We start from the raw sequence: 24,673 nt of genomic DNA, 5'->3' as shown, positions 1-24,673 counted from the left end.
GGACAAACCATGACTAATAAGCTGGTTTTAGCCGTTTGCACCGCAGCGACATTTTCCATTCTTGCTGGCTGTACCGCTTATGACAGGGCCGCCAGTTACGTGAAGGAACCTGTGGTAAGCGATGTAAAAGTAGGGATGACTAAACAGCAGGTGCGGGCAATTGCCGGCCCACCGTCTACCTCTGCAACACTGGTTAATGCGCAGGGGACTTGCGACACTTATGCGGTGGCGCCGCGCGACGGTAAAGTGCAAACCTATTTTGTCAGTTACAGCGACACCGGTCATGTGATGAACAAGGGGTATCAGACCTGTTCGGACTACGACTCTCAGCCTAAATAAGCCTCATTGCGCTGAACAATAAAACCTCGCTTTGGCGGGGTTTTTCATTTTTTAACCGCCAGTCGCATGAAGTTTAAGCAAATGCGCTTTTTGCTGCATTTTTTTTCATGAAACAGTAGACATTTCATAACGGTATCGCTAATATTTGCGCCCATTGGAAGGATGGCCGAGTGGTTTAAGGCAACGGTCTTGAAAACCGTCGAGTGTAACAGCTCCCAGAGTTCGAATCTCTGTCCTTCCGCCAAATTAAGCCGGCTTAGCTCAGTTGGTAGAGCAACTGACTTGTAATCAGTAGGTCACCAGTTCGATTCCGGTAGCCGGCACCATAAAAGAAGCCCCAGCAGAAATGCTGGGGCTTTTTCTTTGTCTAAATGTTCATAAGCACTATTGCTAAGAGAGTTGGCTCAGCAACTGTGGCGTACAGGCGCTATCATATCTCGTTTACCAGCCACTGCTCAGACTCTTCAAACATCTCTTCCAGCATACGGTTCAGCTTCTCGCGATCGCTTTTGCTGGCGTCCGAATTCAGACCGTTGGCCTGCATCGGTTTTACACGTACCTCGGCATCCGGGAACAAGTCGTGAACTCTTTTCTCAAGCTCTGTCCGAATAATTTCGGCTGCGTTAGGCAGCCCGGCAACGTTGCGCTTATCAAACACCAATTCTACAAACATGGTTTACCTGATTTACTGATTTAATATACAGCATTCTGACCCGGTGTTTGGGTGTTGGCAAGAGGGGAGTATAGGATTTTATACAGTATAAAAGGCGTGTGGTGCAGGCATAAAAAAACCAACCGCAATGGGTTGGTTTCTCTAAGGATGTTTGGTCGGCATGAGAGGATTCGAACCTCCGACCCCCGACACCCCATGACGGTGCGCTACCAAGCTGCGCTACATGCCGACGCTATGGCAAATTATACTACCCTTTACCAACGCCATTGCAAGAGTTGCAGTACCTGACTGCTTGTATTTTAAGCAGTTAGTTGGCGATGAACCGTTTAACGTCAGTCAGCACCTGCAACAGCAGGGTAAGCTGCGGTTTCTCGTCTTTTATTTCTTTGTCGTTCTTATCGTACGCGCGATAAGTACCATTGCCGTCCAGCACCAGGGTTTGCGTTGGCGTAGTGATGATCAACAGGTTGTTATCCCCGGTGGCGACCCAGTTATTCTTGCGCTGTGCGGTGAAAAGATCTTCACCTTGCGAGTAATCGTTAGGGGCCGTTTTAACGTGCAGTAAACGCTGCATCAGCGTGCGCATCACATCGTTATGGCCGGTCAGCTTATTGATGGTCTGAGCCGGCGTACCCGGCCAGTGGATAACCAGCGGCACTTGCAGCTGCTGTTGGTTATAACTGCTGCCGGCACCCCAGTAGCCTTTGCCGCTGTCATTAAATTCAACGCCGTGTTCTGCGGTAATCACCACGACCGTTTTATCCAGAACGCCACGTGCTTTCAGCGTGCTGAGCACCTCAGCAATCTGCGTATCCACATCCTGCGCACCGGTGCGGTAACGTTGAATAAAGTCGGCCGGGGCCGGCGTTTTTTCATTGGCTGCCGGTTCAGCGCCACGGAAGTTGATGTAGGAGAACCACGGCGCATTGTTGTTCTGATCGGCCAGCCAACGCTGCCATTGTTGTGTGGTGACTGCATCGTTTTGCCTGGTTGGCGTCGGCAGCGAGAAATCGGTCAACAGCGCCTGACGATATAGGCTGGCGTTAAAGCCGTCAGACGAGAACAGGCCAAACTGATAACCCTGGGTGTTAAGTGCGTTCACCAGGGCAGAAGGTTTGCGCGCGGCAAGAATGCTGTCCAGATAGGTCGGCGAAATACCGTAGAACAGACCAAACAGGCCGGTATCCGCATGATTGCCTGAACTGTAGTGATCGCTGAAGCGAACGTTTTCCTGCGCGAAGCGGGTGAGGGCAGGCATATCCTTTGTCATATCCTGGGCGCGAACGCCATCTACGACGATCAGCAACAGGTTATAGCCGCTGCCTTTGTCGTTGTAGCTGAGATCGTTGAGTGGATATTCCACCGCTACGGCCTCCGGATTACCCTGCTGCACCAAACGGCGCTCGTACTCTTGTGGATCGAGCAGGCCGTGTTTCTCAAGGAATTTACGCGCGGTCATGGGGTAGGAAAGCGGTAGGTTGGCCCGCTGCATGGTGATCGGGCGATAGAAATTGGCGTCGGCCCAGATATAAATCAGGTGCGAGGCAAAAAAGGCGCTGATGAACAGCACGGCCAACGGCTTGCCAAAGTGTTGGCGGTTCAGGCTGCGAAGCTTTTGCCAGCTCCAGGTGCCAAACAGCATCTCCACCAGGAAGATAACGGGCACGCAGATGAACATCAGTTGCCAGTCGCGCGCCAGCTCGCTTTGATCCGGGTTGACCACCAGTTCCCACACCACCGGATTAAGGTGAAGATGGAAATGCGTGAACACTTCGCTGTCTACCAGCAGCAGCGTTAGCCCGGTAGTGGCCAGTGCGGCGGAAATAAACCGCAGCAGCCGCTGCGACATCACCACAAAGGTCAGCGGGAATATCACCAACAGGTAGCCGGCGAAAACGATAAAGCTGAAATGCCCCAGCAAGCTGACCAAGGCATAAACCCGGCCCAACAGGGAGGAGGGCCAGTCGGTGACAAACAGGTAGCGGCTGCCCAGCCCGAGGGCGAGCAGAATATTGAATAAGGCGAACCAGTGCCCCCAGCTAATCATCTGGGAGACTTTTTCACGATAACGCTGACGGTTTGTCACCATAAGTAATTATTAATGCGCTTTGTCTTCACGAATAGAAGCTTGCAGAGCTTCTGCAAACGATCTTGCCAACGTCTTCCGCTGCGCGGGAGCAACGCTGGTGTTGATCAGATTAGTTACCATATTGCCCAGCACCATCAGAGAAAGATCGGTGGGAGTATGGTGTTTTTCCAGAACATTGACCAGCTCAGAGAGCAGTTGTTCAACGTGTTCGTCACTGTAACGGGATGATTGTGGCATAAAAATTGCGCTCAAAGCCTGACAAAGTCCCATATCTTACCGTATAGAGCCGTGATTTTCCGCTCTTTTATAGCGTGGTAGCCGTTAAGGTAACGATCGTTTGCCGATCCCGCTTTACAGTTGCAGGGCGAAGCCTTCGGTGCTTGAATACGCGCTCAAAGAACAGGAGGATTTATCATGAGTCTGGATATCGACCAGATCGCTCTGCACCAGTTGGTAAAACGCGACGAACAAACGCTGGACGTAGTGCTGCGCGACTCTCTTCTTCCCACCAATGCGGCGGTGGAAGAAATGATGGAGGAACTGCATCGTGTCTACAGTGCCAAGAGCAAGGCTTATGGCCTGTTCAATGAAGGCAGTGAGCTGGCTGATGCGCTGCGCACCTGCCGCAAGGACGATAAGGATTTTCTGGCCTTCAGCCGCGCGGCAACGGGCCGCCTGCGCGATGAGCTGGGTAAGTATCCGTTTGCCGAAGGTGGCGTGGTGCTGTTCGGCCAGTATCGCTACCTGTCGACAGAGTATTTGTTGATCGCGGTGCTCAACAGCCGCAACAGTTCGCGCGTTAACGAAGAGCTGGATATCAATACCACCCATTATCTGGATATCAACCACGCCGATATCGTGGCGCGCATCGATCTGACCGAATGGGAAACCAACCCGGAATCTACCCGCTACTTGACCTTCCTGAAGGGCAGAGTGGGGCGCAAGGTGTCCGATTTCTTTATGGATTTCCTGGCGGCGGCCGAGGGGCTGGACACCAAAGCGCAAAACCGGGGCTTGTTGCAGGCGGTTGACGATTACTGCGCCGACGCTCAGTTGGATAAAAATGAGCGCCAGTCGGTGCGCCAGCAGGTTTACAGCTATTGCAACGAACAGTTGCAGGCCGGTGAGGAAATCGAGCTGCAGGAACTGTCGAAAGAGATCGCGCCGGTGGGCGAGAAAGATTTTCTGCAATTCTCCAGCGAACAGGGCTACCAACTGGAAGACAGCTTCCCGGCCGATCGCGGCACTCTGCGCCAGTTGACCAAGTTCGCCGGCAGCGGCGGCGGCATCAGCATGAACTTTGACGCCATGCTGTTGGGTGAGCGAGTGTTCTGGGATGCGGCAACGGATACGCTGACGATTAAGGGCACGCCGCCGAACCTGCGCGATCAGCTGCAACGCCGGTTAAACGGCGGCAACAAGTAACTTTTGCCGAATCGCAGGCAATAAAAAACGCCGCAATTGCGGCGTTTTCTACTTCGGCGTCCCGAAAAGCTCGAATACGTTGCGATTACGCGCGAACGAAGTCGATGTGGGTCAGTTTTGGCTTGAACGGGTGACGCTGTACAGCCTGAACCTTAACTTTGGTTTCTTTACCGTCGATAACCAGAGTTACTGCTTCGCTGTAGAATTCTGGTTTAGCTTCCATGTTCTTTACAGAATCATGGTCTAATTCGATGGAAACTGCAGCTTCTTCGCCACCGTAAACGATAGCTGGGAATTTGTTAGCTGCACGCAGGCGGCGGCTCGCACCCTTACCCTGGTCTTTACGTACTTCTACATTGATAGTGAACATTGTTTTTTCTCTTAAAAGAAAATTTACCCTGTTAAGGCGACCCAGTAACAGGTTCGATAAACCACTTTAGCACCGGGCGAACCCAGCTAAAGCGGGCGGCATTTTAACGGAAAGCGGTCGGCAGGGCAATGGAAACCTCCCGAATCTGCGCGATGCGGGCATCAATACAGCTCGTTGGCCCGGCGGAAGCGGCCTTGATAATCGAACACTTTTTCTCGCACCTGCCAGAATTGCCCACGTTTGCGCGCCACGACAAAATCCGGATGACGCAACAGTGCCTGCTGGGACAGCACGTCGGCGGCGGTTTGCCAACTGAAAGGCACCCCCGGCGCGCGTTGATGCGGGCGCAGAAACAGCATCTCGAAGGCTTTGCGCTGCGCCGGCGTTTGCAGGCGGAAGCGCTCGCTGGTGCTGGTACCGTCTTCATCGTAATAGGTGGCCTTCAGCCATTCGCCTTTTTCATCGCGCCCGCTTTGCAGCTCCATACCGCCGCAGCGCAGAACCAATGCGTCCTTCAGTTTCAGCGCCTCTTTCAGCATGTCATCGGGATCGACCAGCACTTCCTGGCACTGGTGGCAGCGGCGCGCAGCAATGTCGTTTTCTGCGCCACAGTGTGGGCAACTCTTGAAACGAAAGCGGTAGTCGCACTGTTCGCGATGGCCGTCATCGTCTTCCAGCCAGCCCTGGCAGCGGCGGCCGTAATGCTCGATGATGTCGCCATTCTCGGTGCATTTTCCCCAGAACAGGTTGGCGAAGCCGCAGCCGGGGCAAAATACTTGTACCGGCTGGCTGTCGCTGTGCGGTTTGCTGACGCCCACCTCCGGCGTAAACAGGTCATGCGGATTGCCGGCGTAGTCGAGGATCAGGCAATCCTCTTTGCCGGGAGCCAGCCGCAGCCCGCGGCCGACGATTTGCTGATAAAGGCTGACGGATTCGGTGGGGCGCAGAATGGCGATCAGATCGACATGCGGTGCGTCAAAGCCGGTGGTCAACACCGCTACGTTGACCAGATAGCGCAGCCGCTGTTGTTTGAACGCCTCAATCAACGCATCCCGCTCGGCGGCCGGTGTTTCGGCGCTGACCAGCGCGGCCTCACCGGCCGGCAGCAGGCCGTGGATCTCACGAGCATGCTCAACGGTGGAGGCGAAAATCATCACCCCTTTGCGCGTTTCGGCATATTCGACGATCTGGCTGATGATATGCGGCGTGATGCGATTTTGCTGTTTCAGCTCGCGGTTGAGGTCTATCTCACTGAACAGGCCGTTGCTTCTGGCCTCCAGGCGGCTGAAATCGTACTGTACAATCGGCATGTCGAGCCGTTCCGGCGGCACCAGATAGCCGTTCTTGATCATGTAGCGCAGCGGCAGTTCATAAATGCAGTCGCGAAACAGGCTGCCGGCATCGCCGCGGGTAAAACCGTGGTAGTGATACTGATAAATCCAGCCTTGACCCAGCCGGTAAGGCGTGGCGGTCAGCCCCAACAGCCGCAGTTGCGGATTGGATTTTTGCAGGTGCTGAATAATTTGCTGGTACTGGCTGTCATCGTCGTCGCTGATGCGGTGGCACTCGTCGATAATCAGCAGGGAAAACGCACCGTCGAACAACGGCAGATTACGCGCCACGGACTGTACGCTGCCGAACACCACTTTGCCGGCGCTGTCTTTTTGCTGCAGTCCGGCGGCAAAGATATCCGCCTCCAGGCCATAGGCGCAGTATTTGGCGTGATTTTGCGCTACCAGCTCTTTCACGTGGGCCAGCACCAATACCCGGCCGCGTGCGCGCTTCGCCAGTTCGGCGATCACCAGGCTTTTGCCTGCACCGGTCGGCAGCACAATCAGCGCCGGTTGCGAATGCCGGCGGAAATGTTTGATGGTGGCTTCGACCGCTTCCAGTTGGTAGGGGCGTAGAGTAAAGGCCATGAATTAACGCCGTTGGTTGAAATGGGCCGCCGGGAACATGTTTTGCAACATCTGAACCCACAGAAACAGTGACATTTTACTCCTCTGGCGGCTAAAAAATTTCTATTATTATGCCTTCTGAGCGCATGCGGTGCGAGAAGCGTGGAAATTACCTCTGTCAGGGGGCCGTTTCCGCCGCTATACTCCTGTGACAGTAATCGCTGTTTCCCCCTCTCCGAACCTGCCCTGTTGCACCTGGTGCAACGGCGGGCGTCATATTTTAGCAATACGATCAATGCGATCATAACAACGACAGGCAAAGCAGATTCAATGCGACTGGACAAGTTTTTATCTCAGCAGTTAGGTGTTAGCCGCGCGCTGGTAGCGCGTGAACTTCGGGCAAAGCGCGTCACCGTGGACGGTGAAGTGGTGAAGAGCGGGGCTGTCAAACTGACCCCGGAGCAGGAGGTGGCGTTTGACGGCAACCCGCTGCAACAGCTGAGCGGCCCACGCTATTTTATGCTCAACAAGCCTCAGGGTTACGTTTGCTCTACGGACGATCCCGATCACCCAACGGTGCTGTATTTCCTCGATGAGCCGGTCGCTTATAAACTGCATGCCGCCGGTCGGTTGGATATCGACACCACCGGCCTGGTGCTGATGACTGACGACGGGCAGTGGTCGCACCGCATCACCTCACCGAAACATCATTGTGAGAAAACCTATCTGGTCACGCTGGAGCATCCGCTGGCGGAAGATACCGCGCAGCAGTTTGCCGAAGGCGTGCAGTTGCATAATGAGAAAGATCTGACCCGTCCGGCGCAGCTGGAAAAAATTGAAGACACTCTGGTGCGTCTGACCATCAGCGAAGGGCGTTACCACCAGGTGAAACGTATGTTCGCGGCGGTCGGCAACCGGGTTATTGAACTTCACCGCGAGCGGATTGGCGCCATCGTGATGGATGAAGATTTGGCTCCGGGCGAATATCGCCCGTTGACTGAAGAAGAAATCGCCAGCGTGGGCGCGCCACATTTACAGGACTAACGGCTGCAGCTGATTAAGGAGTCGTCGAACGTGCAACAGAACCGGTCATCTCACCTCGGTTTGATTTTTATTCTGGGCCTGCTTTCCATGCTGATGCCGCTGGCTATCGACATGTATCTGCCCAGTATGCCGGTGATAGCCAAGCAGTTCGGCGTCGAGTCGGGCAGCGTGCAGATGACGCTCAGCGCCTATATGCTCGGTTTTGCCCTGGGGCAGCTGTTCTATGGGCCGATGTCGGACAGCATAGGGCGCAAGCCGGTGATCCTCTGGGGGACGCTGATCTTCGCCATTGCCGGCGGCGCTTGTGCCATGGCGCAGTCGATCGAGCAATTGATCAACCTGCGTTTCCTGCACGGCCTGTCGGCGGCGGCGGCCAGCGTGGTGATTAACGCCCTGATGCGCGATATGTTCACCAAGGACGAGTTTTCGCGCATGATGTCGTTTGTCATCCTGGTGATGACCATTGCGCCCTTGCTGGCGCCGATGATCGGCGGTGCGCTGCTGCTGTGGTTCAGCTGGCATGCGATTTTCTGGACCATGGGCGCTGCGGCGCTGATCGGTTCGCTGCTGGTGGCGTTCTTTATTAAAGAGACGCTGCCGAAAGAGCGGCGGCAGAAATTCCATCTGCGCACCACGTTGGGCAATTTCGCTTCGTTGTTCCGCCACAAGCGCGTGCTGAGTTATATGTTGGCCAGCGCCTTCTCGTTCGCCGGCATGTTCTCGTTCCTCAGCGCCGGGCCGTTCGTGTACATCGAATTGAATAACGTTTCGCCGCAGCATTTTGGTTATTACTTTGCGCTGAATATCGTGTTTCTGTTCCTGACAACGCTGGTCAACAGCCGCAACGTACGGCGGCGGGGGGCGATCAAAATGTTCCGGCTGGGCTTGTTGGTTCAGTTGGCGATGGGGCTGTGGCTGCTGGCGGTAAGCACCATTGGCCTGGGCTTCTGGGCGTTGGTGCTCGGTGTGGCGGTCTATCTGGGCTGTATCGCCATGATTTCGTCCAACGCCATGGCGGTGATCCTGGATGATTTCCCGCATATGGCGGGTACGGCGTCCTCGTTGGCCGGTACGCTGCGTTTCAGCATCGGCGCTCTGGTCGGGGCGGTACTGTCGATGGCGCCAGGCAAGAGCGCTTGGCCGATGGTCTCTTCCATGGCGCTGTGCAGTATCGTAGCGGTGCTGTTCTATTTGTATGCCAGCCGTCCACGCAACAACGTTGCCTGATCCCTTCGCGAGTTATCTCTGAATAACCCAGGCCAGCTTAGTGCTGAGCCTGGGTTATTTCCATTCTTTTCAGCGCCCTCTCATCAATTCCGTTGGCAATGCAAATTTTGTTGCTAAATATAAGTACGCTAATTAAATGTTCGGCGTGCAATCTGTGTGCTTTTTGTTAAAAAAAGCTCAGGGTAGGCAAAGATAATTACAGACGTTCCGCACGGTATCTTTGCCGGGATGTGGTGTCTGATTTGTTTTTTGTCTATTTAAAGTCAATGGATTACATCGATTTTTCACCTTGAAGGGAGAAGTTAAATGTTTCTGCAATGTAAAATTATGAAGAGTGAAAAGTAACCGCATTGCAAGAAAAAAGAGTTGAGATCGTGGCGGGAAAGGGTTACATATAACGCAAAAATGCGAGCTGAGTCGCAAAATGCCGTGAAATGACACCGCGCGGCGTACCAAAACAGCACGATATCAGCAAGCGCAGGGAGTGGTTAATGAGTTGTGACATATTTTACATTTAAATAACATATGTGCTCAGCAGAGTCGGTTCTCAACGGCTATAACTTAGTTACCCCTGTCAGGTAAAACTGTTTCACTTTTCAAACTAGGGATTTCATGTGGATAGTATCCAACTTTCGGTAGTGCATCGCTTGCCGCAAAGTTATCGTTGGCTATCAGGTTTTACCGGCATCAAGGTTGAACCGATTCCGCTTAGCGGGATAGACGAAGATAACAACCTGATTGGCTTGAAACTGCTCAGCCATGAAGGGGCGGACGCCTGGCAGGTTATGCAACAGCTTAAGCTGTCTTTGCAGGAGATTCAGGTCGATTGCGCCATCGTGGAGTGGGAAGGGGAAGCTTGCCTGTTTGTGCACCGCAGCGATGAAAGCGCCACCTTATGCCGGTTAAAAAACGTTGGCGCCGCCATCGCCGAGCCACTGAGCGCGCAATACCCTTTCTGACCCCGCCGCTAATCGGCCAGCTGTAACAGCTGCTGCGTATAAGCGGCGGCAGGCGAGTTGAAGATCGTCTGGCAATCGCCCTGTTCAACCACTTCCCCTTGGCGCAGTACGATCACCTGATGGCACAGTGAGCGCACCACCTGCAAATCATGGCTGATGAACAGATACGCCAGCCGGTGGCGCTGTTGCAGAGACTTCAGTAGCGTCAGGATTTGCGCCTGTACCGATTTATCCAGCGATGAGGTCGGCTCATCCAGAATCAGCAACTGCGGCTGCAGAATCAGCGCCCGTGCGATAGCAATGCGCTGGCGTTGGCCACCGGAAAACTCGGTAGGGTAGCGGTGGCGCAGGGCGGGATCCAGCCCCACCTCTTGCAAGGCTTCCATCACCTTCTGTTCACGCTGTTCGGCGCTCAATTTCTGATGTACCTCCAGCCCCTCGGCGATAATTTGCAACACGCTCAGTCGCGGGTTCAGTGCGGAGTAGGGATCCTGAAACACGATCTGTATCTGACTGCGGTACGGCAGCATCTGTTTCAGGCTGAACTGGTGCAGCGGTTGGCCGTTAAACCAGATAGCGCCGCTGGCGCTCAACAGACGCAGCAGCGCCAGCCCGGTGGTGCTTTTACCCGACCCCGACTCCCCCACCAACCCAACGCTTTCCCCGGCCTTCAGCTCAAAACTCAGTCCCTTCAACGCGTAATGATGGTCAACCGTGCGGCGTAACAAACCGCGCTTGATCGGGAAGCTGACCTGCAAGTTTTTCACTTTCAGCAGCGGGGCGGCATCCGTCGGCAACGGCAGGGGATCACCGACATTTTCCGCTGCCAACAGTTGCTGGGTATAGGGGTGTTGCGGCTGGCTGAACAGGCCCGTCCGGCTGTTCTGCTCAACGCACTGACCGTTACGCATCACCGCCACATTGTCCGCCAGGCGGCGAACGATATTCAGGTTATGAGTGATAAACAGCAGCCCCATGCCCATTTCTTGCTTCAGCTCCTTCAACAGCACCAGGATTTGCGCCTGAATGGTCACATCAAGCGCAGTGGTCGGTTCGTCGGCAATCAGCAGTTTTGGCTTGGTCAACACCGCCATGGCGATCATGACCCGCTGCCGTTCGCCGCCGGAGAGCTGATGCGGATAGTCTTTCAACCGGCCTTTGGCGTTGCGAATACCGACGCGATCCAGGCATTGAATAATCTCCCCGCGCGCCACGTCGCGCCGCATGCCGCGGTGCAACGCCAACACTTCCGCCAACTGTTTCTCGATGGTGTGCAATGGGTTGAGCGACACCATAGGCTCCTGAAAAATCATCGAAATCTGGTTGCCGCGCACTTTGCGAAGTTCGGCTTCCGGCGCATGCAGCAACGAGCTGCCATTGAACTGGATATCCCCACCGGTATAGACCACCGGCGGCGAAGGCAGCAGCCGCAGCACCGACAGCGCGGTCACACTTTTGCCTGAGCCGGACTCACCCACCAAGGCCAACGTTTCCGCTTTTTCTATCTGCAACGACAAGCCGTTGACCACCTGATTCAACTGCTCTCCCTGACGGAAAGCGACGCTGAGATCCTGAATTGAAAGCAGTGGAGTGCTAGCCATATCAATGTGCCTTGCTGGGGTCAAAGGCGTCGCGTATGGCTTCGCCGATAAAAATGAGTAAAGACAGCAACACCGCCAACACCAGGAACGCAGTAATGCCGAGCCACGGTGCTTGCAGGTTGTTCTTGCCCTGCAGCAACAGTTCACCGAGCGACGGAGAGCCGATCGGCAGGCCGAAGCCCAGGAAATCGAGAGAGGTCAGGGTAGTGATGGAACCACAGAGGATAAACGGCAAGAAGGTCAGCATCGCCACCATCGCATTGGGTAGCATATGTCGGTACATAATGACCCGATCCGGCACCCCCATAGCGCGTGCGGCGCGGATGTAATCATAGTTGCGGGTGCGCAGGAACTCGGCGCGCACCACGCCTACCAGACTCATCCAGCCAAACAGAATGGTGATACCGAGCAGCCACCAGAAATTGGGTTGTACGATACTCGACAGCAAAATGATCAAAAACAGCGTCGGCATGCCCGACCACACCTCGATAAAGCGTTGTCCCCACAGGTCAAAACGCCCGCCGTAATAGCCTTGCATCGCGCCGACGCAAACGCCGATCACGCTGGAAAACAGCGTCAGCGCCAACCCGAACAGCATCGAAATGCGAAAGCCGTACAGTACGCGAGCCAGCACGTCGCTGCCGTTACCGTCGGTACCCAGCAGGTTATGGCGCGAGGGGGCGGAGGGGAAGGGGACTTCAGTGGCGAAGTTGATGGTGTCGTAACTGAAGCGAATCGGTGGCCAAACCGCCCAGCCGTGGCGGTCGATCTGCTGCTTGACGAAAGGATCCTGGTAATCGGTGGCGGTATTCAGCTCACCGCCAAAGGTGGTCTCGCTGTAATTGATCATGAACGGCAGGTACAGGCGGCCTTCGTAGCGCACCAGCAGCGGCCGGTCGTTGGCGATCAGGTTGGCGGCCAGGCTGAGGATAAACAACACCAGGAAAACCCACAGTGACCAGTAACCGCGGCGATTACTGCGAAAACGCGCCCAGCGCGCCTGGTTGATCGGGCTTAAGCGGCTCATTGGCGGGCCTCGAAATCAATGCGCGGATCGACCAGGGTATAGGTGATATCGCTGAGGATATTCAACAGCAGGCCAATCAGGGTAAAAATATACAGCGTGCCGAACATCACCGGATAGTCGCGCTGCAGAGTGGCATCATACCCCAGCAGCCCCAGCCCGTTGAGCGAGAACATCACTTCAATCAGCAATGAACCGGTGAAAAACATGCTGACGAAAGTCGCCGGGAAGCCGGCGATCACCAGCAGCATGGCATTGCGAAATACGTGACGATAAAGGATTTTGTTCTCGTCTAACCCCTTGGCGCGCGCGGTGACTACATACTGTTTGCGGATCTCGTCAAGGAACGAGTTCTTGGTCAGCATGGTCAGGGTGGCGAAACCGCCAATGACCGTCGCCAGCACCGGCAGGGTGATGTGCCACAGATAATCGGTAATCTTGCCATACCACGACAGGCTATCGAAGTTGCTGGATACCAGGCCGCGCAACGGGAACCAATCCAGGTAACTGCCGCCGGCGAACAGCACGATCATCAGAATGGCGAACAGGAAGGCCGGAATGGCGTAGCCGATGATAATCAGCGTGCTGCTCCAGATATCGAAAGCGCTGCCGTTATGCACCGCCTTGCGGATACCGAGCGGGATCGACACCAGATAGATAATCAGCGTGCTCCACAGACCCAGAGTGATGGAAACCGGCAGGCTATGGCCCACCAGTTGCATCACCGACGCGCCGCGAAACAGGCTGTCGCCAAAGTCGAGACGCATATAATTCCACAGCATGGTGAAATAGCGTTCATGCAGCGGTTTGTCGAAACCATAACGTTTGGTGATTTCGGCGATCACTTCCGGATCCAGCCCGCGCGAACCCCGGTACTGGCTATCCGTGGCGCTGCCGACGCCGATCCGCGCGTGCCCCAGGCCTTCACCTGCGCCACCGCCGCCAAAACCGCTGCTCTGGCCCATCTCGATGTTGGCAATGGCCTGATCGACCGGGCCGCCGGGCGCGATCTGTACGATGAAAAAGTTAATGGTGATGATCGCCCACAGGGTGGGAATAATCAGCAACAGTCTGCGAATCAGATAAGCCGCCATCGCCGACCCCTTATTGTTGTTGGGTCGGCAAACGCGCCGCCTTGTTGACGTCAAACCACCAGTTGTCGAAGCCAATAACGTAAGCCGGACGGACAGCCGGCGTGGAGAACTTGTCCCAGTAGGCATAGCGATCGTGATTGGAATACCACATCGGCAGCATGAACCTATTCCAGGTCAGCACCCGATCCAGCGCGCGACCCAGCGGCAGCAGGGCTTTTTCGTCGCCCTGGTGCCGCAGGATGTTGCGTACCAGGCTGTCGACCGCCGGGTCTGTGACGCCGGGGGTATTCCAGCTGGAATGGATGTATTCGGAGTCCCAGAGTGTCTGGAGGGAAGAGCTTGGGAACGGCATCGCCATATAGACCGTCGGCATCATATCGAAATCGCCGTCACGCATGCGTTTGGTGAATTGAGTGACGTCAATTTCACGGATCTGCATCTCGATGCCCAGCCGTTTGAGGTTGTGCTGGAACGGCAAGACGTACTGGAAGTTGCTGCCGCTCAGCAGCATCAGCTCAAAGGTAAAGGGCTTGCCGGTTTTGCTGTTCACCAGTTGCTGGTTTTTCACTTCCCAGCCGGCCAGCTTGAGCAACTGGGTGGCTTTCAGCAGGTTCTGGCGATCGCTGCCGCTGCCGTCAGAGGAGGGCGGCTGGTAGATGCTGGTGAACACCTCCGGCGGTACCTTGTCCTTCAGCGGCGCCAGCAGCGCCAGTTCGGCGGCATCCGGATAGCCGCTGGCGGCGTAGGGGGTATTCTGGAAATAGCTGTTGGTACGTTGATACGCGTTGTAATACAGCGCCTTGTTCATCCAGTCGAAATCGAAGGCCAGCGTGATCGCCTCGCGCACGCGCCGATCGGCAAACAGAGGGCGTTTCATATTGAACGCCATCCAGCGGGTATTTTGCGCCGATTGGTTGGTTTCATCCTGTTTGACTATGTAGTTACGGGCGAAGTTGCCGCCCTGATATTGGGTAGCCCAGCTTTTGGGCGAACCCTCAATGCGGAAGTCGTAGGCACCGGCCTTGAAGGCCTCCAGTGCCACTTTGTCATCCAGATAGTAGTCGTAGCGGATGCTGTCGAAGTTGAAGCGGCCGCGATTGACCGGCAGGTTGGCTGCCCAGTAATCGCGTACCCGTTGATAGGTAATGTATTGGCCGAGGCGGTAACTGCCGACCTTATACGGGCCGCTGCCAAGTGGTGGCGCGGCCAGCGGCTCGTTCAGCTTATGATCTTTCCAGAAACTCTCCGGCAGCACCGGCAGGCCAAACAGCCCGAGCAACTTGTCTTTATCCGGCTGCGGGAATTCGATGCGTACCGTCAGGCGGGAGATGGCTTTTACCGTAATGCCTTTGTAGGCAATGCGAAACTGCGGTACGCCTTCGGTCATAAACTTGTTAAAGGTGAAGGCGACGTCGGCGGCGGTGATAGGGCTACCATCGTGGAAGCGGGCGCGGGCGTTAATGTCCAGCTCCACCCAGTGCATATCGGCCGGGAAGCGGGCGGACTCGGCAATTAGCGGGTAATAACTGCCTATTTCGTCGTCCGAGGTGGTGAACAGCGAGTCATACAGAGCGTCGGTGCGTTCGCCGGGTACGCCGCGCGAGGCGTAACGGTTAAAGTTATCGTAGGTGCCGATCGCCGCCATCCGCACGTCGCCGCCTTTCGGTGCGGCCGGATTGACGTAGTCGTAATGACTGAAGTCGGTGGCGTATTTCGGCTCACCGAGAAGGGCGAAAGCGTAACTTTCATTGAGGGTTTCGGCCTGCAGGCCAAAACTCAGTGCTGAGAGCACCAGGGCAGCAAAAACGCGCACGGACATCTTGACGGTAAGCTCCTGCTGATAAGTCGGTTAAGTCTGCGGCCAGCATAACATTCACTGCCGTGCCGCAGGGTGAAGTAATGTAAAGATCAGGCTTTTTGCGCCTGATAATCAAAGACCTGCTGGCTATTGCAGAATGTCACGAAGTTGTCGATGCTTAACGGCTTGCTGAAATAATACCCCTGCATAAAGTTGACGTCCCGTTCCTGCAGGAAGTGCAATTGTTCGGCGGTTTCCACGCCTTCCGCCACGGTTTGCATTTTCAGTTTTTTAGCCAGCGAGATCACCGCGTCCAACACCGGAGCGGTGACCGTATCCTGACCAATGGTGTTGACGAAACCACGGTCTATTTTCAGGTAGTCCATGGTAAAGCGTTCCAGATAAATCAGCGCGCTGTGACCGGTGCCGAAATCGTCGATGGCGATCTCGATGCCTTGCTGGTGCAGCCAGTCAAACTCCGCCAGCGCATTGGCTTCCTCTACCATGCCGCGTTCGGTGATCTCGAATACCAGCGTAAAGTAGTCGCTGGGCAGTTGCGCCAGCAGTTCGTACACGTCCTGATGGAAGGAGGGGGCGCTCAGATGGGAAGGGGAGATGTTCAGACCCAGTTTGGCGCCTTTTGGCAACACCGTCGCCAGGCGTGGCACGTCTTCGGCAATCAGGCGGAACAGGTGGCGCGTCAGCGGCACAATCAGCCCTTCGCTTTCGGCGTAGGGGATAAACAGGTCCGGCGGGATGCGCCCTTCAATCGGATGCTGCCAGCGGATCAGCGCCTCCAGTCCGGCGACGGCCCCTTTGCGGGTATGGAACACCGGCTGGTATTCGATAAAGAACTCATTGCGCTTGATGCCACGCATCAACGCACGCTCCGGGCTTTGGCGCAGCAGCAGCATGTAGTAGCACAGGACGCCGATCATCAATGACAGCACCAGGCTACCCAGCAGGGTCAGGCGGATATCATTGGGCGTCAGCGTTTCGTTATAAAACAGAATCGTCATCGGCGTGCCCGGAATGGCTAAGCGATCGGCCTGGTCGTTCGGCAACTGGCTCACTGGCATCAAGTTCGGGCTGAAGGTGGTCAGGGTGCGATCACCCAGAATAATGGCAATGCCGGGTGTGCGTGCGTCACGCGAAGCGAACAGCAGATAGGGCATCAGGTTGATATCCAGGGTCGCCAACACGCCGGTGTTTTCCTCTCCGGGATGACGCAACCAGACGGCTACTGCGGGTTTTCCCGGCACAAGGGGGGTGCCTTGCTGCAATTTGAGATCCCGCGTCTGGCGCGGATCGATTTCCGGATAAATATTTTTCAGTGCCAGCATCATGCTGCCGGTAGCCGAGGAGCAATAGGCAAAACCGTTTTTCACCAACAGAAAACTCCGCACGCCGGAATTAAACGCCGCTTGATAAGTAATTTCCGGCTGGCTGGACGCGCAGGAGCGTTCCGTCAACGGCATCAATTGCAGCATGATTTCCGTCAGACTATCCAGATTTTCGAGGGTGAATTTCTGCGTACGTTGTTCTACCGTGCGTTGATATTGTGTGCGCTGGTGATTAATCAGGAGGAGCGTGATGCCTGTAAACAGGATAAAAAATACCAGAGCGACAATGCTGCTTTTAGCCAGGCTGCGTCGTCTGTGCGAAACATGGCGTGCAAATGCCCTTTTCAAGCCCATAAATCTTTGCCCCCTGAGCACGGCGTATCATTCTGTTTTTGTTATCAAGTGATCGCTTAATATATCCCAATGGTGGTGGTGCAGTCATTATTCATCGTTTATTTACGCAGGGTAATCTGCTAACAAACGCTTAATAGTATTTGATGATGATAGGTGAGTTTTTTATCAGCGTAACGTTAGGGATAAAAAAAACGCTGCCCGGAGGCAGCGTTTTATTGCTCGTTTGGTATTCAGGACAATCAGGTATTTTGCGCCATCAGCTGCTGGTCAGCACTCTGCGGGCTTCACGATAACGTTTATTCCAGTAGTTATCGCTCAGATTCGAAATCATCACGCCGCTGCTGGTAGAGGCATGAACGAATTGATCGTTACCTAAATAAATGCCGACGTGGCGCCCGGTAGAGCCGGCGCGGAACAGCACCAGATCGCCAGGACGCAGTTTGGTACGCACGATTTTCTTGCCGAGGTCTTCCTGTTCATAGGTAGAACGCGGTAAATCCATACCAAACTGTTCACGGAAGGTGCGCTGTACAAACGCCGAGCAATCAATGCCGCGCTTGCTTTCGCCGCCTAAACGGTAGCGAACGCCTTTCCAGTCTGCATACTGATCCATGATTTTTGACTTAACGTCAACGTTACGGACCATTGCTTCGAATTCATCCTGAGAGGCTTGCAGTAAAAGACCATTTTTGTCATTAACTGCATGCATCTCAGTTTGTGCGTTATTCAAGTTCGAAGTGTGAGTCGAGCTGCATGCGGAGAGCATTACCGCTGCGGCAATTGCAGGTACTACCCGCAAAAAATATCTCAGAAACGGTTGAGATTTGACCATTGTTGTTGTTTTCCCTTGAAGTCCTTAACGACGAAAGTCGCTACCTGAAAATGCCAAACGGAATGAGCCTAATCTGCACCTGCTGCCCCGACAATCGCTTACCGCTGAAAACGTGGCGGAACGCACATTTTTCACGGATTTAATGCTGAAACGAGGTAAACCAGGCACAAACGCATCCGAGGTTACCGCAACGAATCAGGGATTGCGAGCCTTTTCCTGCCCTTTTTTATATGAATTTGTGATGTAACATAATGTAAAACTTCATATAAAAAACGCCGATTGCCCGTTGTGTTGGTTTTACGTGAAATCAGGTGACGAAAGCGTTAACGCGCTGATGTGGAAATAGACAAAAGGCGGCGCGGAAATAATCAGGAGGCGGCGGGCCTCCTGCGGGTCATAGCGATTTGTTATGGCTGGGCGGGGCGGTGCTTGCCGGGTAGCATGAGGTTCAACCCGTTAATCAGCTTGTCGCTGAGTGGGGTCATCAGGCACCAACTGACGCCCACCAGCACCACGGACAGTGAGCCGACGGCGATATCGGTGAACCAGTGGGCGCCGATCATGACGCGCGGCAGTGAGAAAACTAGGGTGATCAGCAGCGCCACGGCAAAGGCGCGGCGGTTAAAATAGCGCAACATAAAACAGGTAAAAATCATCAGCATCATGCCGTGATCGCCGGGGAAGCTGTCGCTGGAGGCATCTTTGGTGGGGATGCCGGTCAGCATACTGACTCGGTTGATGTTCTCGAAGCTGAGCGATGGGCTGGGGTGCTTTACCGGCAGCAGATGCCCAAGCTGGTTCAGCACTACGGCGGTCAGCAACATGACAATGCCGGTGACCCATAAACGACGGCGGCCGGTGGCATCCTGTTTGAGATAAAAATACAGGTACAGCAACCCCATGGCGATCAGTGAAATCACGTCAAAGGCGCGATTATTGGTGATGGCCACCAGGTGCAAAAAGCCGGGATCGGTCGCCAGATGGCGGTTGAAGAAAAAGAAAATCGCTGAGTCCAGAGTAAACCAGTAACCGTGGTTAGCCGGCAGGAACCAGGACAGAAACAGCGCAATGCCCAGTAAATTGAAGAAAATGATGAAGGGTAAATTGCGGCGTGTCATGACATAACCTGTTGTAAGTCTAAAAATAAAATGATGCTAACGGTAAAGATTCTAACTTAAACGAATGTTAAACAATTGGGATTGCAGGGCGTTCCAGTCCGCATTGTCGCTGTGGATCAGTTCAATGCGGCTGTCCAGCGGTGCGATAGGGCGCGTTTCGATATTGAGATCCTGCCCCTGGCGGTTAATCAACAACGTGCCTTCTGCAATGCGGACCACGCCTTTGGCGCGTTCGACCGGCGCCAGCCGCACCCACTCCATGATGCCAATGGTATCGAATACTGTGTCCGCATCAAAAATCCAGCCACAGCTGGTAAACCCCTGACCCTGATTGAGCGCCCGTCGCCAACGCGAGGTTTCCGGCAGCCGCAATGCGGCCAGGCCCTGAGTTTTGGCATGGCTATGATGATGCTGAGCATCCGGTAATTCTGTGCGATTCGTGCGAGGCAGGTTGAGCCAATCTACATTCGCCTGGCCTTGTTCTATGGGGTAAAGCGGCCGCTGGCGGGGATCTTGCGCCGCCCACTGTTGCAAGGCCAGCAGATCCTGCGGTTGATAGGTGTCGCTTTTACTGGCCAGAATAATGTCGGCTGCTGCCAGTTGATCGCGAAAGTTTTCATTTTCTCGATAGCGTGGCTCGCTGAGTTGGCGAGCGTCCAGCAGGCACAGCGTGGCCTGCAGATCGATCCAGCCGGCGTAGCTGTCCTGCGTCAGCAACGACAGTATTTGCTTCGGATGGCCCAGGCCGGTCGGCTCGATGAGTAACCGGTCGGGCTTGTTTTGCTGCAACAGCATATTCAATCCAACCTGCATCGGCAGACCGTTTACGCAGCACATGCATCCGCCGGGGATCTCCTTCAGCACTGCGCCGCTGTCCGCCAGCAACGCGCCGTCGATGCCAATTTCACCGAATTCATTCACCAGCACCGCCCAGCGCTCGTGTTCCGGCTTGTTGGCCAGCAGATGACGGATGGTGGTGGTTTTACCGCTGCCGAGAAAACCGGTGATCAGGTTAGTTTTGGTCATTGATGATTCCTGATGTTGATAAAGTCCAGGGGGCGATAACTAAGCCGTACTACCTGGCTGTGTGAGAGTGCGTAACCTGCGCCAGGTCACAAATTCAATACGTTATGCTGCGTTATTTCACCGGTGAAATCCACGTTTGGTGCTCGGAAAATTCCTAACAAAAACCCGCTATTAGACAGATGTGCAGGCAGTTATTAGCTTGTTTTTACACTGTTAATGGCTGGAGTATCCCTCAAATAACCCCCCTTACCTTGCGATTATTCCTAAAGAAATCCTCTATGTTTAAATTGAGTTAACAAAAGTGAGGTTGCCATGAACATCTTTCGGTTAGTTTTGATCGCAGGAATGTTGTTTTCATGGACGGCGGCAGGCCATGCTGGAACCACTGGCGGGGTTATTCATTTTGTGGGTTCTGTCGTAGAAAGCCCCTGCTCGGTGGATATCGCCGGTTCAACGGCCAATACGCAATGTTACCGCAATGGGCAACACTATCAAGGGCAACAGACCCTGTCGCACTTCGATGTTTCACGCAAAGAGCTTCCACTGAATTTAGGCACGACGGAAATGCAGTGGGTGGATCAACAGAAAAAATTGGCCGTCATGACCGTGGTTTATCGTTAAGTTACCCGACCATGCCGGGCACAGCTTGCCCGGCATGGCTTTCATTCCTTAGGCCAGTTGAGTCGCAACCCACTCTTTCACCGTTTGGCGTGCCCCGCGATCGCGCAGCGACAGGTAAGCGCGGGTTACCGCCGCCACAAATTCCCCCTCGGCCGGCAGCTGTTTACCGAAAACGCTTTTCAACCCCAATAGCGCCTTAACCCGCTGTTCATCGTCCGGCGTAGCGGCCACCGTTTGCTGCAGTGCAGGCAGTAGCGGATCGCGGATGTCGATAGGCTGGCCGGCATCATCCACACCGCTGACATAGCGCATCCAGGCTGCGACGCCCAACGCCAGGCCGGCATAACTGCCGCCGTGCTGCAAATGCCAACGGACCGAATCCAGCATGCGCTGCGGCAGTTTTTGCGTGCCGTCCATGGCGATTTGCCAGGTGCGATGCTGCAGCGCAGGGTTGCTGTAGCGTTCGATCAGCTGCGCGGCGTAGGCGGCCAGATCGATGCCGCTGACGCTGAGGGTCGGCGCCTGTTCTGCCAGCATCAGGTGGTGTGCGGCGCGGCGATAAGACTCGTCGGCCATGCAGTCGTTAATGTACTGATAGCCGCCCAGATAACCGAGATAGGCCAGGAACGAATGGCTGCCGTTCAGCATGCGCAGCTTCATCTGCTCAAACGGCAGCACGTCGTCGACCAACTGTGCCCCGGCCAGTTCCCAGGCCGGGCGACCGGCGACAAAATTATCTTCCACCACCCATTGAATGAAGGGTTCGCAAGCGATGGCGCACTCATCATGGACGCCGCCGAGAGCGGCGGCAATGTCAGCCAGCGTTTCCGGCGTGGCGGCCGGAACAATACGGTCGACCATGGTGCTGGGGAAGCTGACCTGCCGGGCTATCCACTCGGCCAGCATGCCGTCACGCTCCTGCGCCAATCCGATTATTGCGTTACGCAGCACATGGCCGTTTTCCGGAATGTTATCGCAGGAGAGCAGGGTGAAGGCGGGCAGGCCGCGTTCAAGGCGCAGACGCAGCGCCTCCACCAGAATGCCGGGAACGGTGGCCGGTTGGCCTGGATTGGCCAGATCGGCACGGATCGCTTCGTGTTGCAGATCCAGTTTTCCATTGCCCGGCTCGATGCAGTAGCCTTTCTCGGTAATGGTCATCGACACGATCGCCACCTGAGGTTCCGCCAGCTTTTCCAGCACGGCCTCGATCCCTTCCAGCTTGCGGTGCACGCTTTCATTCACTGCGCCTATCACGATAGCCTGATTACCCGCCGCGCCTTTCTCCAGCACGCTGTACAGATGCTCTTGCAAGCGCAGGTTCTGGAACAATGGCACGCCGCCAGACAGGCTGATTTCGCAAATACCCCAGTCGCCGCCCTGGCGATTCAGCACCCGGTCGGTAAGCAACGCCTGGTGGGCGCGGTGGAAAGCACCAAATCCGATATGCACCATGCGGCTTTGCAATGCGCTGCGATCGTAGCGCGGTTGCTGGACCGCATCCGGTAGCGGCGAGTTGGCGATAGTCTTCATTCAAGGCTCCAAAGCTGAGTAAAAAGGTGCTGGCCGGTAACTTTTTAAAAGCTATCAGACCAGTTTTTCAGGCGACAAATGAGGCTGCTTTCAGCCTTTGTGGTACTGGCTCTCTGCCGCCAGTGTAAGGCTGTCTGCGTATTAATAAAATTGCTCTGTCCAAAATAAGCCAGATTCGTGAAGTGGATCAACCCAGTGCGATTTCTGTTTTGACAACCTGCCTCGACGGAGTAAGGTAAAAGATAAATGATATCTATCTCGTTTGGTATAACAAGATTACCGGATTTGAGCAGTCTTGATCACCAACCGGCAACCCCCGGCGATTTTTACAAGGATAAACAATGGAACAAACATGGCGTTGGTACGGGCCGAACGATCCTGTCTCTCTTGACGATGTGCGTCAGGCCGGTGCCACCGGCGTCGTCACCGCACTGCACCATATCCCGAATGGCGAAGTTTGGCCGATCGATGAGATCAAGGCGCGTCAGGCGTTGTTGGCGGAGAAAGGGTTGGTATGGTCGGTGGTGGAAAGCATTCCGGTGCATGAAGAGATCAAAACCCACAGCGGCAATTACCTGCGGCATATCGCCAATTACCAGCAGTCGCTGCGTAATCTGGCGACCTGCGGTATCGATACCGTGTGCTACAACTTTATGCCGATTCTCGATTGGACACGCACCGATCTGGAGTACCTGCTGCCTGACGGTTCGAAAGCGTTGCGTTTCGATCACATCGCCTTCGCCGCCTTTGATCTGCATATTCTGCAGCGCGCCGGCGCACAGCAGGATTACACGCCGGAAGAGCAGGCGCAGGCGGCCGCCCATTTCGCGGCCATGAGCGAAGCGGAGAAAAACAAATTGACCGGCAATATCATCGCCGGACTACCGGGCGCCGAAGAGGGTTACACGCTCGATCAGTTCCGCGCCCGGCTGGCGGAGTACGATGCGATCGACAAGGCGCAACTGCGCGAAAATATGGCGGTGTTCCTGCGCGCCATTGTGCCGGTGGCGGAGGAGTCTGGCGTGCGTCTGGCGGTGCATCCGGACGATCCGCCGCGGCCGATCCTCGGCCTGCCGCGTATCGTGTCCACCATTGAGGACATGCAGTGGCTGAAGCAGACCGTCGACAGCCTCTATAACGGTTTCACCATGTGCACCGGGTCTTACGGCGTGCGTGCGGATAATGACCTGGTACGGATGATTGACACCTTCGGCGACCGCATCCATTTCACCCACCTGCGCGCCACCTGCCGCGAAGAGAACCCGAAGAGTTTCCATGAGGGTGCCCATCTGCAGGGGGACGTGGATATGGTTGCGGTGATTGAGGCGATCCTCAGCGAGGAGCAGCGACGCCATCAGGCGGGCGATCGCCGGCCGATCCCGATGCGTCCCGATCACGGGCACCAGATGCTGGATGATTTGAAGAAAAAAACCAATCCGGGCTACTCGGCGATTGGTCGTCTGAAAGGATTGGCGGAGCTGCGCGGCGTTGAACTGGCGCTTAAGCGCCGTTTCTTCCCTGAGTTGCCGTAACGTTTTGGTTTTCCAAACTTGCGGGCAATGCTCTGAAGGATTTACTGGATAGGGGAGTTGCATGCTGCGCCCGTTATTATCGCAGGGATGCCACTTTGTCATAAAAAACAGGGGCCAATGATTGGCCCCTGAACATTGACTAGTCGGCGCGGCTCATGTAACGACGCTCTGCGATATGAATGCGGATTTTATCGCCGGCACTGAGGTATTCCGGTACCTGAATGGTCAGGCCGGTCGCCATGGTGGCCGGCTTGTTGCGGGCGCTGGCGGAGGCGCCTTTGATGCCCGGCGCGGTGTCGACAATTTCCATATCTACGGTCTGCGGCAGTTCCAGCGCCAGCACCTGGCCGTCCAGCGTCAGCACCTGCATGCCCGGCAGGCCGGCTTCAGGAATAAACAGCAGCTCGTCTTCTATCTGGTCTTTCTTGAAGATGTACGGGGTGAAATCCTCGTCATCCATGAACACGTATTCTTCCCCGTCGATATAAGAGAAGTTCACCTTGCGGCGGGACAGGGAAATGGTGTCCAGAATATCGTCGCCCTTAAAACGCTCTTCTACCTTCAGCCCGGTGCGGACGTCGGAGAAACGCATTTTGTATAAGGTGCTGGCGCCGCGTGCGCTTGGGCTTTGCACATCGATGTCTTTCACCAACAGCAATTTGCCGTTGTAATTGATCGCCATGCCGCGCTTAATTTCGTTAGCCTTTGCCATATAAAGTAACCTGCAATGAAGAGTATTTGGGAAGTTGCGACAAGTTACTCGCGCCGCCGATTTC

The 24,673-nt window shown here is 55.1% G+C and carries 22 protein-coding genes and 3 tRNA genes; 9 read left to right on the top strand and 16 right to left on the bottom strand.

The features are described from left to right. Positions 1–9 precede the first annotated feature (9 nt). The 3 genes from osmE to JEM67_RS18980 all read left to right on the top strand — a co-directional run bounded on the left by osmE (position 10) and on the right by JEM67_RS18980 (position 665). Positions 10–339: an osmotically-inducible lipoprotein OsmE gene (gene osmE / locus JEM67_RS18990; RefSeq protein ID WP_006317915.1), complete on the top strand. Its 330-nt coding sequence runs from the start codon at positions 10–12 to the stop codon at positions 337–339. 156 nt (positions 340–495) lie between these two features. Beyond that, positions 496–583: transfer RNA gene (locus JEM67_RS18985), tRNA-Ser, on the top strand. Between the two features lie 6 nt (positions 584–589). Continuing rightward, positions 590–665, top strand: a tRNA-Thr gene (locus JEM67_RS18980). Between the two features lie 104 nt (positions 666–769). On the opposite strand, the gene JEM67_RS18975 is transcribed toward JEM67_RS18980, so the two are convergent. The 4 genes from JEM67_RS18975 to JEM67_RS18960 form a co-directional block, all read right to left on the bottom strand. Next, positions 770–1,012 carry a DinI family protein gene (locus JEM67_RS18975; RefSeq protein WP_006326765.1) on the bottom strand — a complete coding sequence of 81 codons (243 nt, stop codon included), beginning with the start codon at positions 1,010–1,012 and terminating at the stop codon, positions 770–772. 152 nt (positions 1,013–1,164) lie between these two features. Next, positions 1,165–1,241 (bottom strand) — tRNA-Pro (locus JEM67_RS18970). 78 nt (positions 1,242–1,319) lie between these two features. Then, on the bottom strand, positions 1,320–3,101 hold the full coding sequence (gene yejM / locus JEM67_RS18965; protein ID WP_199636231.1) for an LPS biosynthesis-modulating metalloenzyme YejM: 1,782 nt from the start codon (positions 3,099–3,101) through the stop codon (positions 1,320–1,322). Between the two features lie 9 nt (positions 3,102–3,110). Beyond that, entirely contained in the window at positions 3,111–3,338 is a 228-nt protein-coding gene (locus JEM67_RS18960) for a YejL family protein (RefSeq protein ID WP_006317912.1), read from the bottom strand. Between the two features lie 177 nt (positions 3,339–3,515). Here JEM67_RS18960 and yejK point away from each other — a divergent pair, with 177 nt between their 5' ends. Continuing rightward, the gene (gene yejK / locus JEM67_RS18955) at positions 3,516–4,526 is read left to right on the top strand and encodes a nucleoid-associated protein YejK (protein WP_004947114.1); all 1,011 of its coding nucleotides are present in this window, start codon (positions 3,516–3,518) and stop codon (positions 4,524–4,526) included. A gap of 85 nt (positions 4,527–4,611) precedes the next feature. On the opposite strand, the gene rplY is transcribed toward yejK, so the two are convergent. Together rplY and JEM67_RS18945 are read right to left on the bottom strand one after the other, a co-directional pair. Continuing rightward, complete coding sequence (gene rplY, locus JEM67_RS18950) at positions 4,612–4,896, bottom strand: 50S ribosomal protein L25 (RefSeq protein ID WP_013813795.1); 285 nt, start codon at positions 4,894–4,896, stop codon at positions 4,612–4,614. A gap of 161 nt (positions 4,897–5,057) precedes the next feature. Next, positions 5,058–6,815, bottom strand: coding sequence for a DEAD/DEAH box helicase (locus JEM67_RS18945; protein WP_199636232.1), 1,758 nt, complete (start codon positions 6,813–6,815; stop codon positions 5,058–5,060). Positions 6,816–7,124: 309 nt separating this feature from the next. On the opposite strand from JEM67_RS18945, the gene rsuA reads away from it, so the two are divergent. The 3 genes from rsuA to JEM67_RS18930 all read left to right on the top strand — a co-directional run bounded on the left by rsuA (position 7,125) and on the right by JEM67_RS18930 (position 10,024). Then, positions 7,125–7,838, top strand: coding sequence for a 16S rRNA pseudouridine(516) synthase RsuA (rsuA, locus tag JEM67_RS18940; protein WP_013813793.1), 714 nt, complete (start codon positions 7,125–7,127; stop codon positions 7,836–7,838). Positions 7,839–7,868: 30 nt separating this feature from the next. Continuing rightward, positions 7,869–9,065, top strand: a complete 1,197-nt coding sequence (locus JEM67_RS18935; protein ID WP_199636233.1) for a Bcr/CflA family multidrug efflux MFS transporter — start codon at positions 7,869–7,871, stop codon at positions 9,063–9,065. A gap of 614 nt (positions 9,066–9,679) precedes the next feature. Next, complete coding sequence (locus JEM67_RS18930; protein ID WP_004947098.1) at positions 9,680–10,024, top strand: YejG family protein; 345 nt, start codon at positions 9,680–9,682, stop codon at positions 10,022–10,024. 8 nt (positions 10,025–10,032) lie between these two features. Here JEM67_RS18930 and yejF read toward each other — a convergent pair whose 3' ends face one another. The 8 genes from yejF to JEM67_RS18890 all read right to left on the bottom strand — a co-directional run bounded on the left by yejF (position 10,033) and on the right by JEM67_RS18890 (position 20,214). Next, positions 10,033–11,625, bottom strand: a complete 1,593-nt coding sequence (gene yejF / locus JEM67_RS18925) for a microcin C ABC transporter ATP-binding protein YejF (RefSeq protein WP_199636234.1) — start codon at positions 11,623–11,625, stop codon at positions 10,033–10,035. Position 11,626: 1 nt separating this feature from the next. Continuing rightward, positions 11,627–12,652, bottom strand: coding sequence for an ABC transporter permease (locus tag JEM67_RS18920; RefSeq protein WP_006326758.1), 1,026 nt, complete (start codon positions 12,650–12,652; stop codon positions 11,627–11,629). Further along, positions 12,649–13,743, bottom strand: coding sequence for a microcin C ABC transporter permease YejB (locus JEM67_RS18915; protein ID WP_013813790.1), 1,095 nt, complete (start codon positions 13,741–13,743; stop codon positions 12,649–12,651). The genes JEM67_RS18920 and JEM67_RS18915 overlap by 4 nt, the downstream gene beginning before the upstream one ends. A 10-nt stretch (positions 13,744–13,753) precedes the next feature. Continuing rightward, positions 13,754–15,562, bottom strand: a complete 1,809-nt coding sequence (locus tag JEM67_RS18910; RefSeq protein ID WP_199636235.1) for an extracellular solute-binding protein — start codon at positions 15,560–15,562, stop codon at positions 13,754–13,756. 89 nt (positions 15,563–15,651) lie between these two features. Further along, positions 15,652–17,238 carry a cyclic di-GMP phosphodiesterase gene (locus JEM67_RS18905; RefSeq protein ID WP_199636236.1) on the bottom strand — a complete coding sequence of 529 codons (1,587 nt, stop codon included), beginning with the start codon at positions 17,236–17,238 and terminating at the stop codon, positions 15,652–15,654. A 256-nt stretch (positions 17,239–17,494) separates the two neighbouring features. Next, positions 17,495–18,070, bottom strand: a complete 576-nt coding sequence (mepS, locus tag JEM67_RS18900) for a bifunctional murein DD-endopeptidase/murein LD-carboxypeptidase (RefSeq protein ID WP_013813787.1) — start codon at positions 18,068–18,070, stop codon at positions 17,495–17,497. Positions 18,071–18,477: 407 nt separating this feature from the next. Then, positions 18,478–19,188, bottom strand: coding sequence for a phosphatase PAP2 family protein (locus JEM67_RS18895; protein WP_013813786.1), 711 nt, complete (start codon positions 19,186–19,188; stop codon positions 18,478–18,480). A 51-nt stretch (positions 19,189–19,239) separates the two neighbouring features. Continuing rightward, complete coding sequence (locus tag JEM67_RS18890) at positions 19,240–20,214, bottom strand: CobW family GTP-binding protein (protein WP_199636237.1); 975 nt, start codon at positions 20,212–20,214, stop codon at positions 19,240–19,242. 312 nt (positions 20,215–20,526) lie between these two features. Here JEM67_RS18890 and JEM67_RS18885 point away from each other — a divergent pair, with 312 nt between their 5' ends. Continuing rightward, positions 20,527–20,835, top strand: coding sequence for a type 1 fimbrial protein (locus JEM67_RS18885; protein ID WP_199636238.1), 309 nt, complete (start codon positions 20,527–20,529; stop codon positions 20,833–20,835). Positions 20,836–20,883: 48 nt separating this feature from the next. On the opposite strand, the gene JEM67_RS18880 is transcribed toward JEM67_RS18885, so the two are convergent. Next, positions 20,884–22,365, bottom strand: a complete 1,482-nt coding sequence (locus JEM67_RS18880) for a mannitol dehydrogenase family protein (RefSeq protein ID WP_199636239.1) — start codon at positions 22,363–22,365, stop codon at positions 20,884–20,886. A gap of 341 nt (positions 22,366–22,706) precedes the next feature. Here JEM67_RS18880 and uxuA point away from each other — a divergent pair, with 341 nt between their 5' ends. Continuing rightward, positions 22,707–23,897, top strand: coding sequence for a mannonate dehydratase (uxuA, locus tag JEM67_RS18875; RefSeq protein WP_199636240.1), 1,191 nt, complete (start codon positions 22,707–22,709; stop codon positions 23,895–23,897). A gap of 139 nt (positions 23,898–24,036) precedes the next feature. On the opposite strand, the gene yeiP is transcribed toward uxuA, so the two are convergent. Beyond that, positions 24,037–24,609, bottom strand: a complete 573-nt coding sequence (gene yeiP, locus JEM67_RS18870; RefSeq protein WP_013813782.1) for an elongation factor P-like protein YeiP — start codon at positions 24,607–24,609, stop codon at positions 24,037–24,039. Positions 24,610–24,673 lie beyond the last annotated feature (64 nt).

This window comes from Serratia sp. PAMC26656 (assembly GCF_016469055.2).
Lineage (GTDB): Bacteria > Pseudomonadota > Gammaproteobacteria > Enterobacterales > Enterobacteriaceae > Serratia > Serratia plymuthica.
The sequence above is the reverse complement of the archived record's forward strand: the minus strand, read 5'-3'. Positions and strand labels throughout refer to the sequence as shown.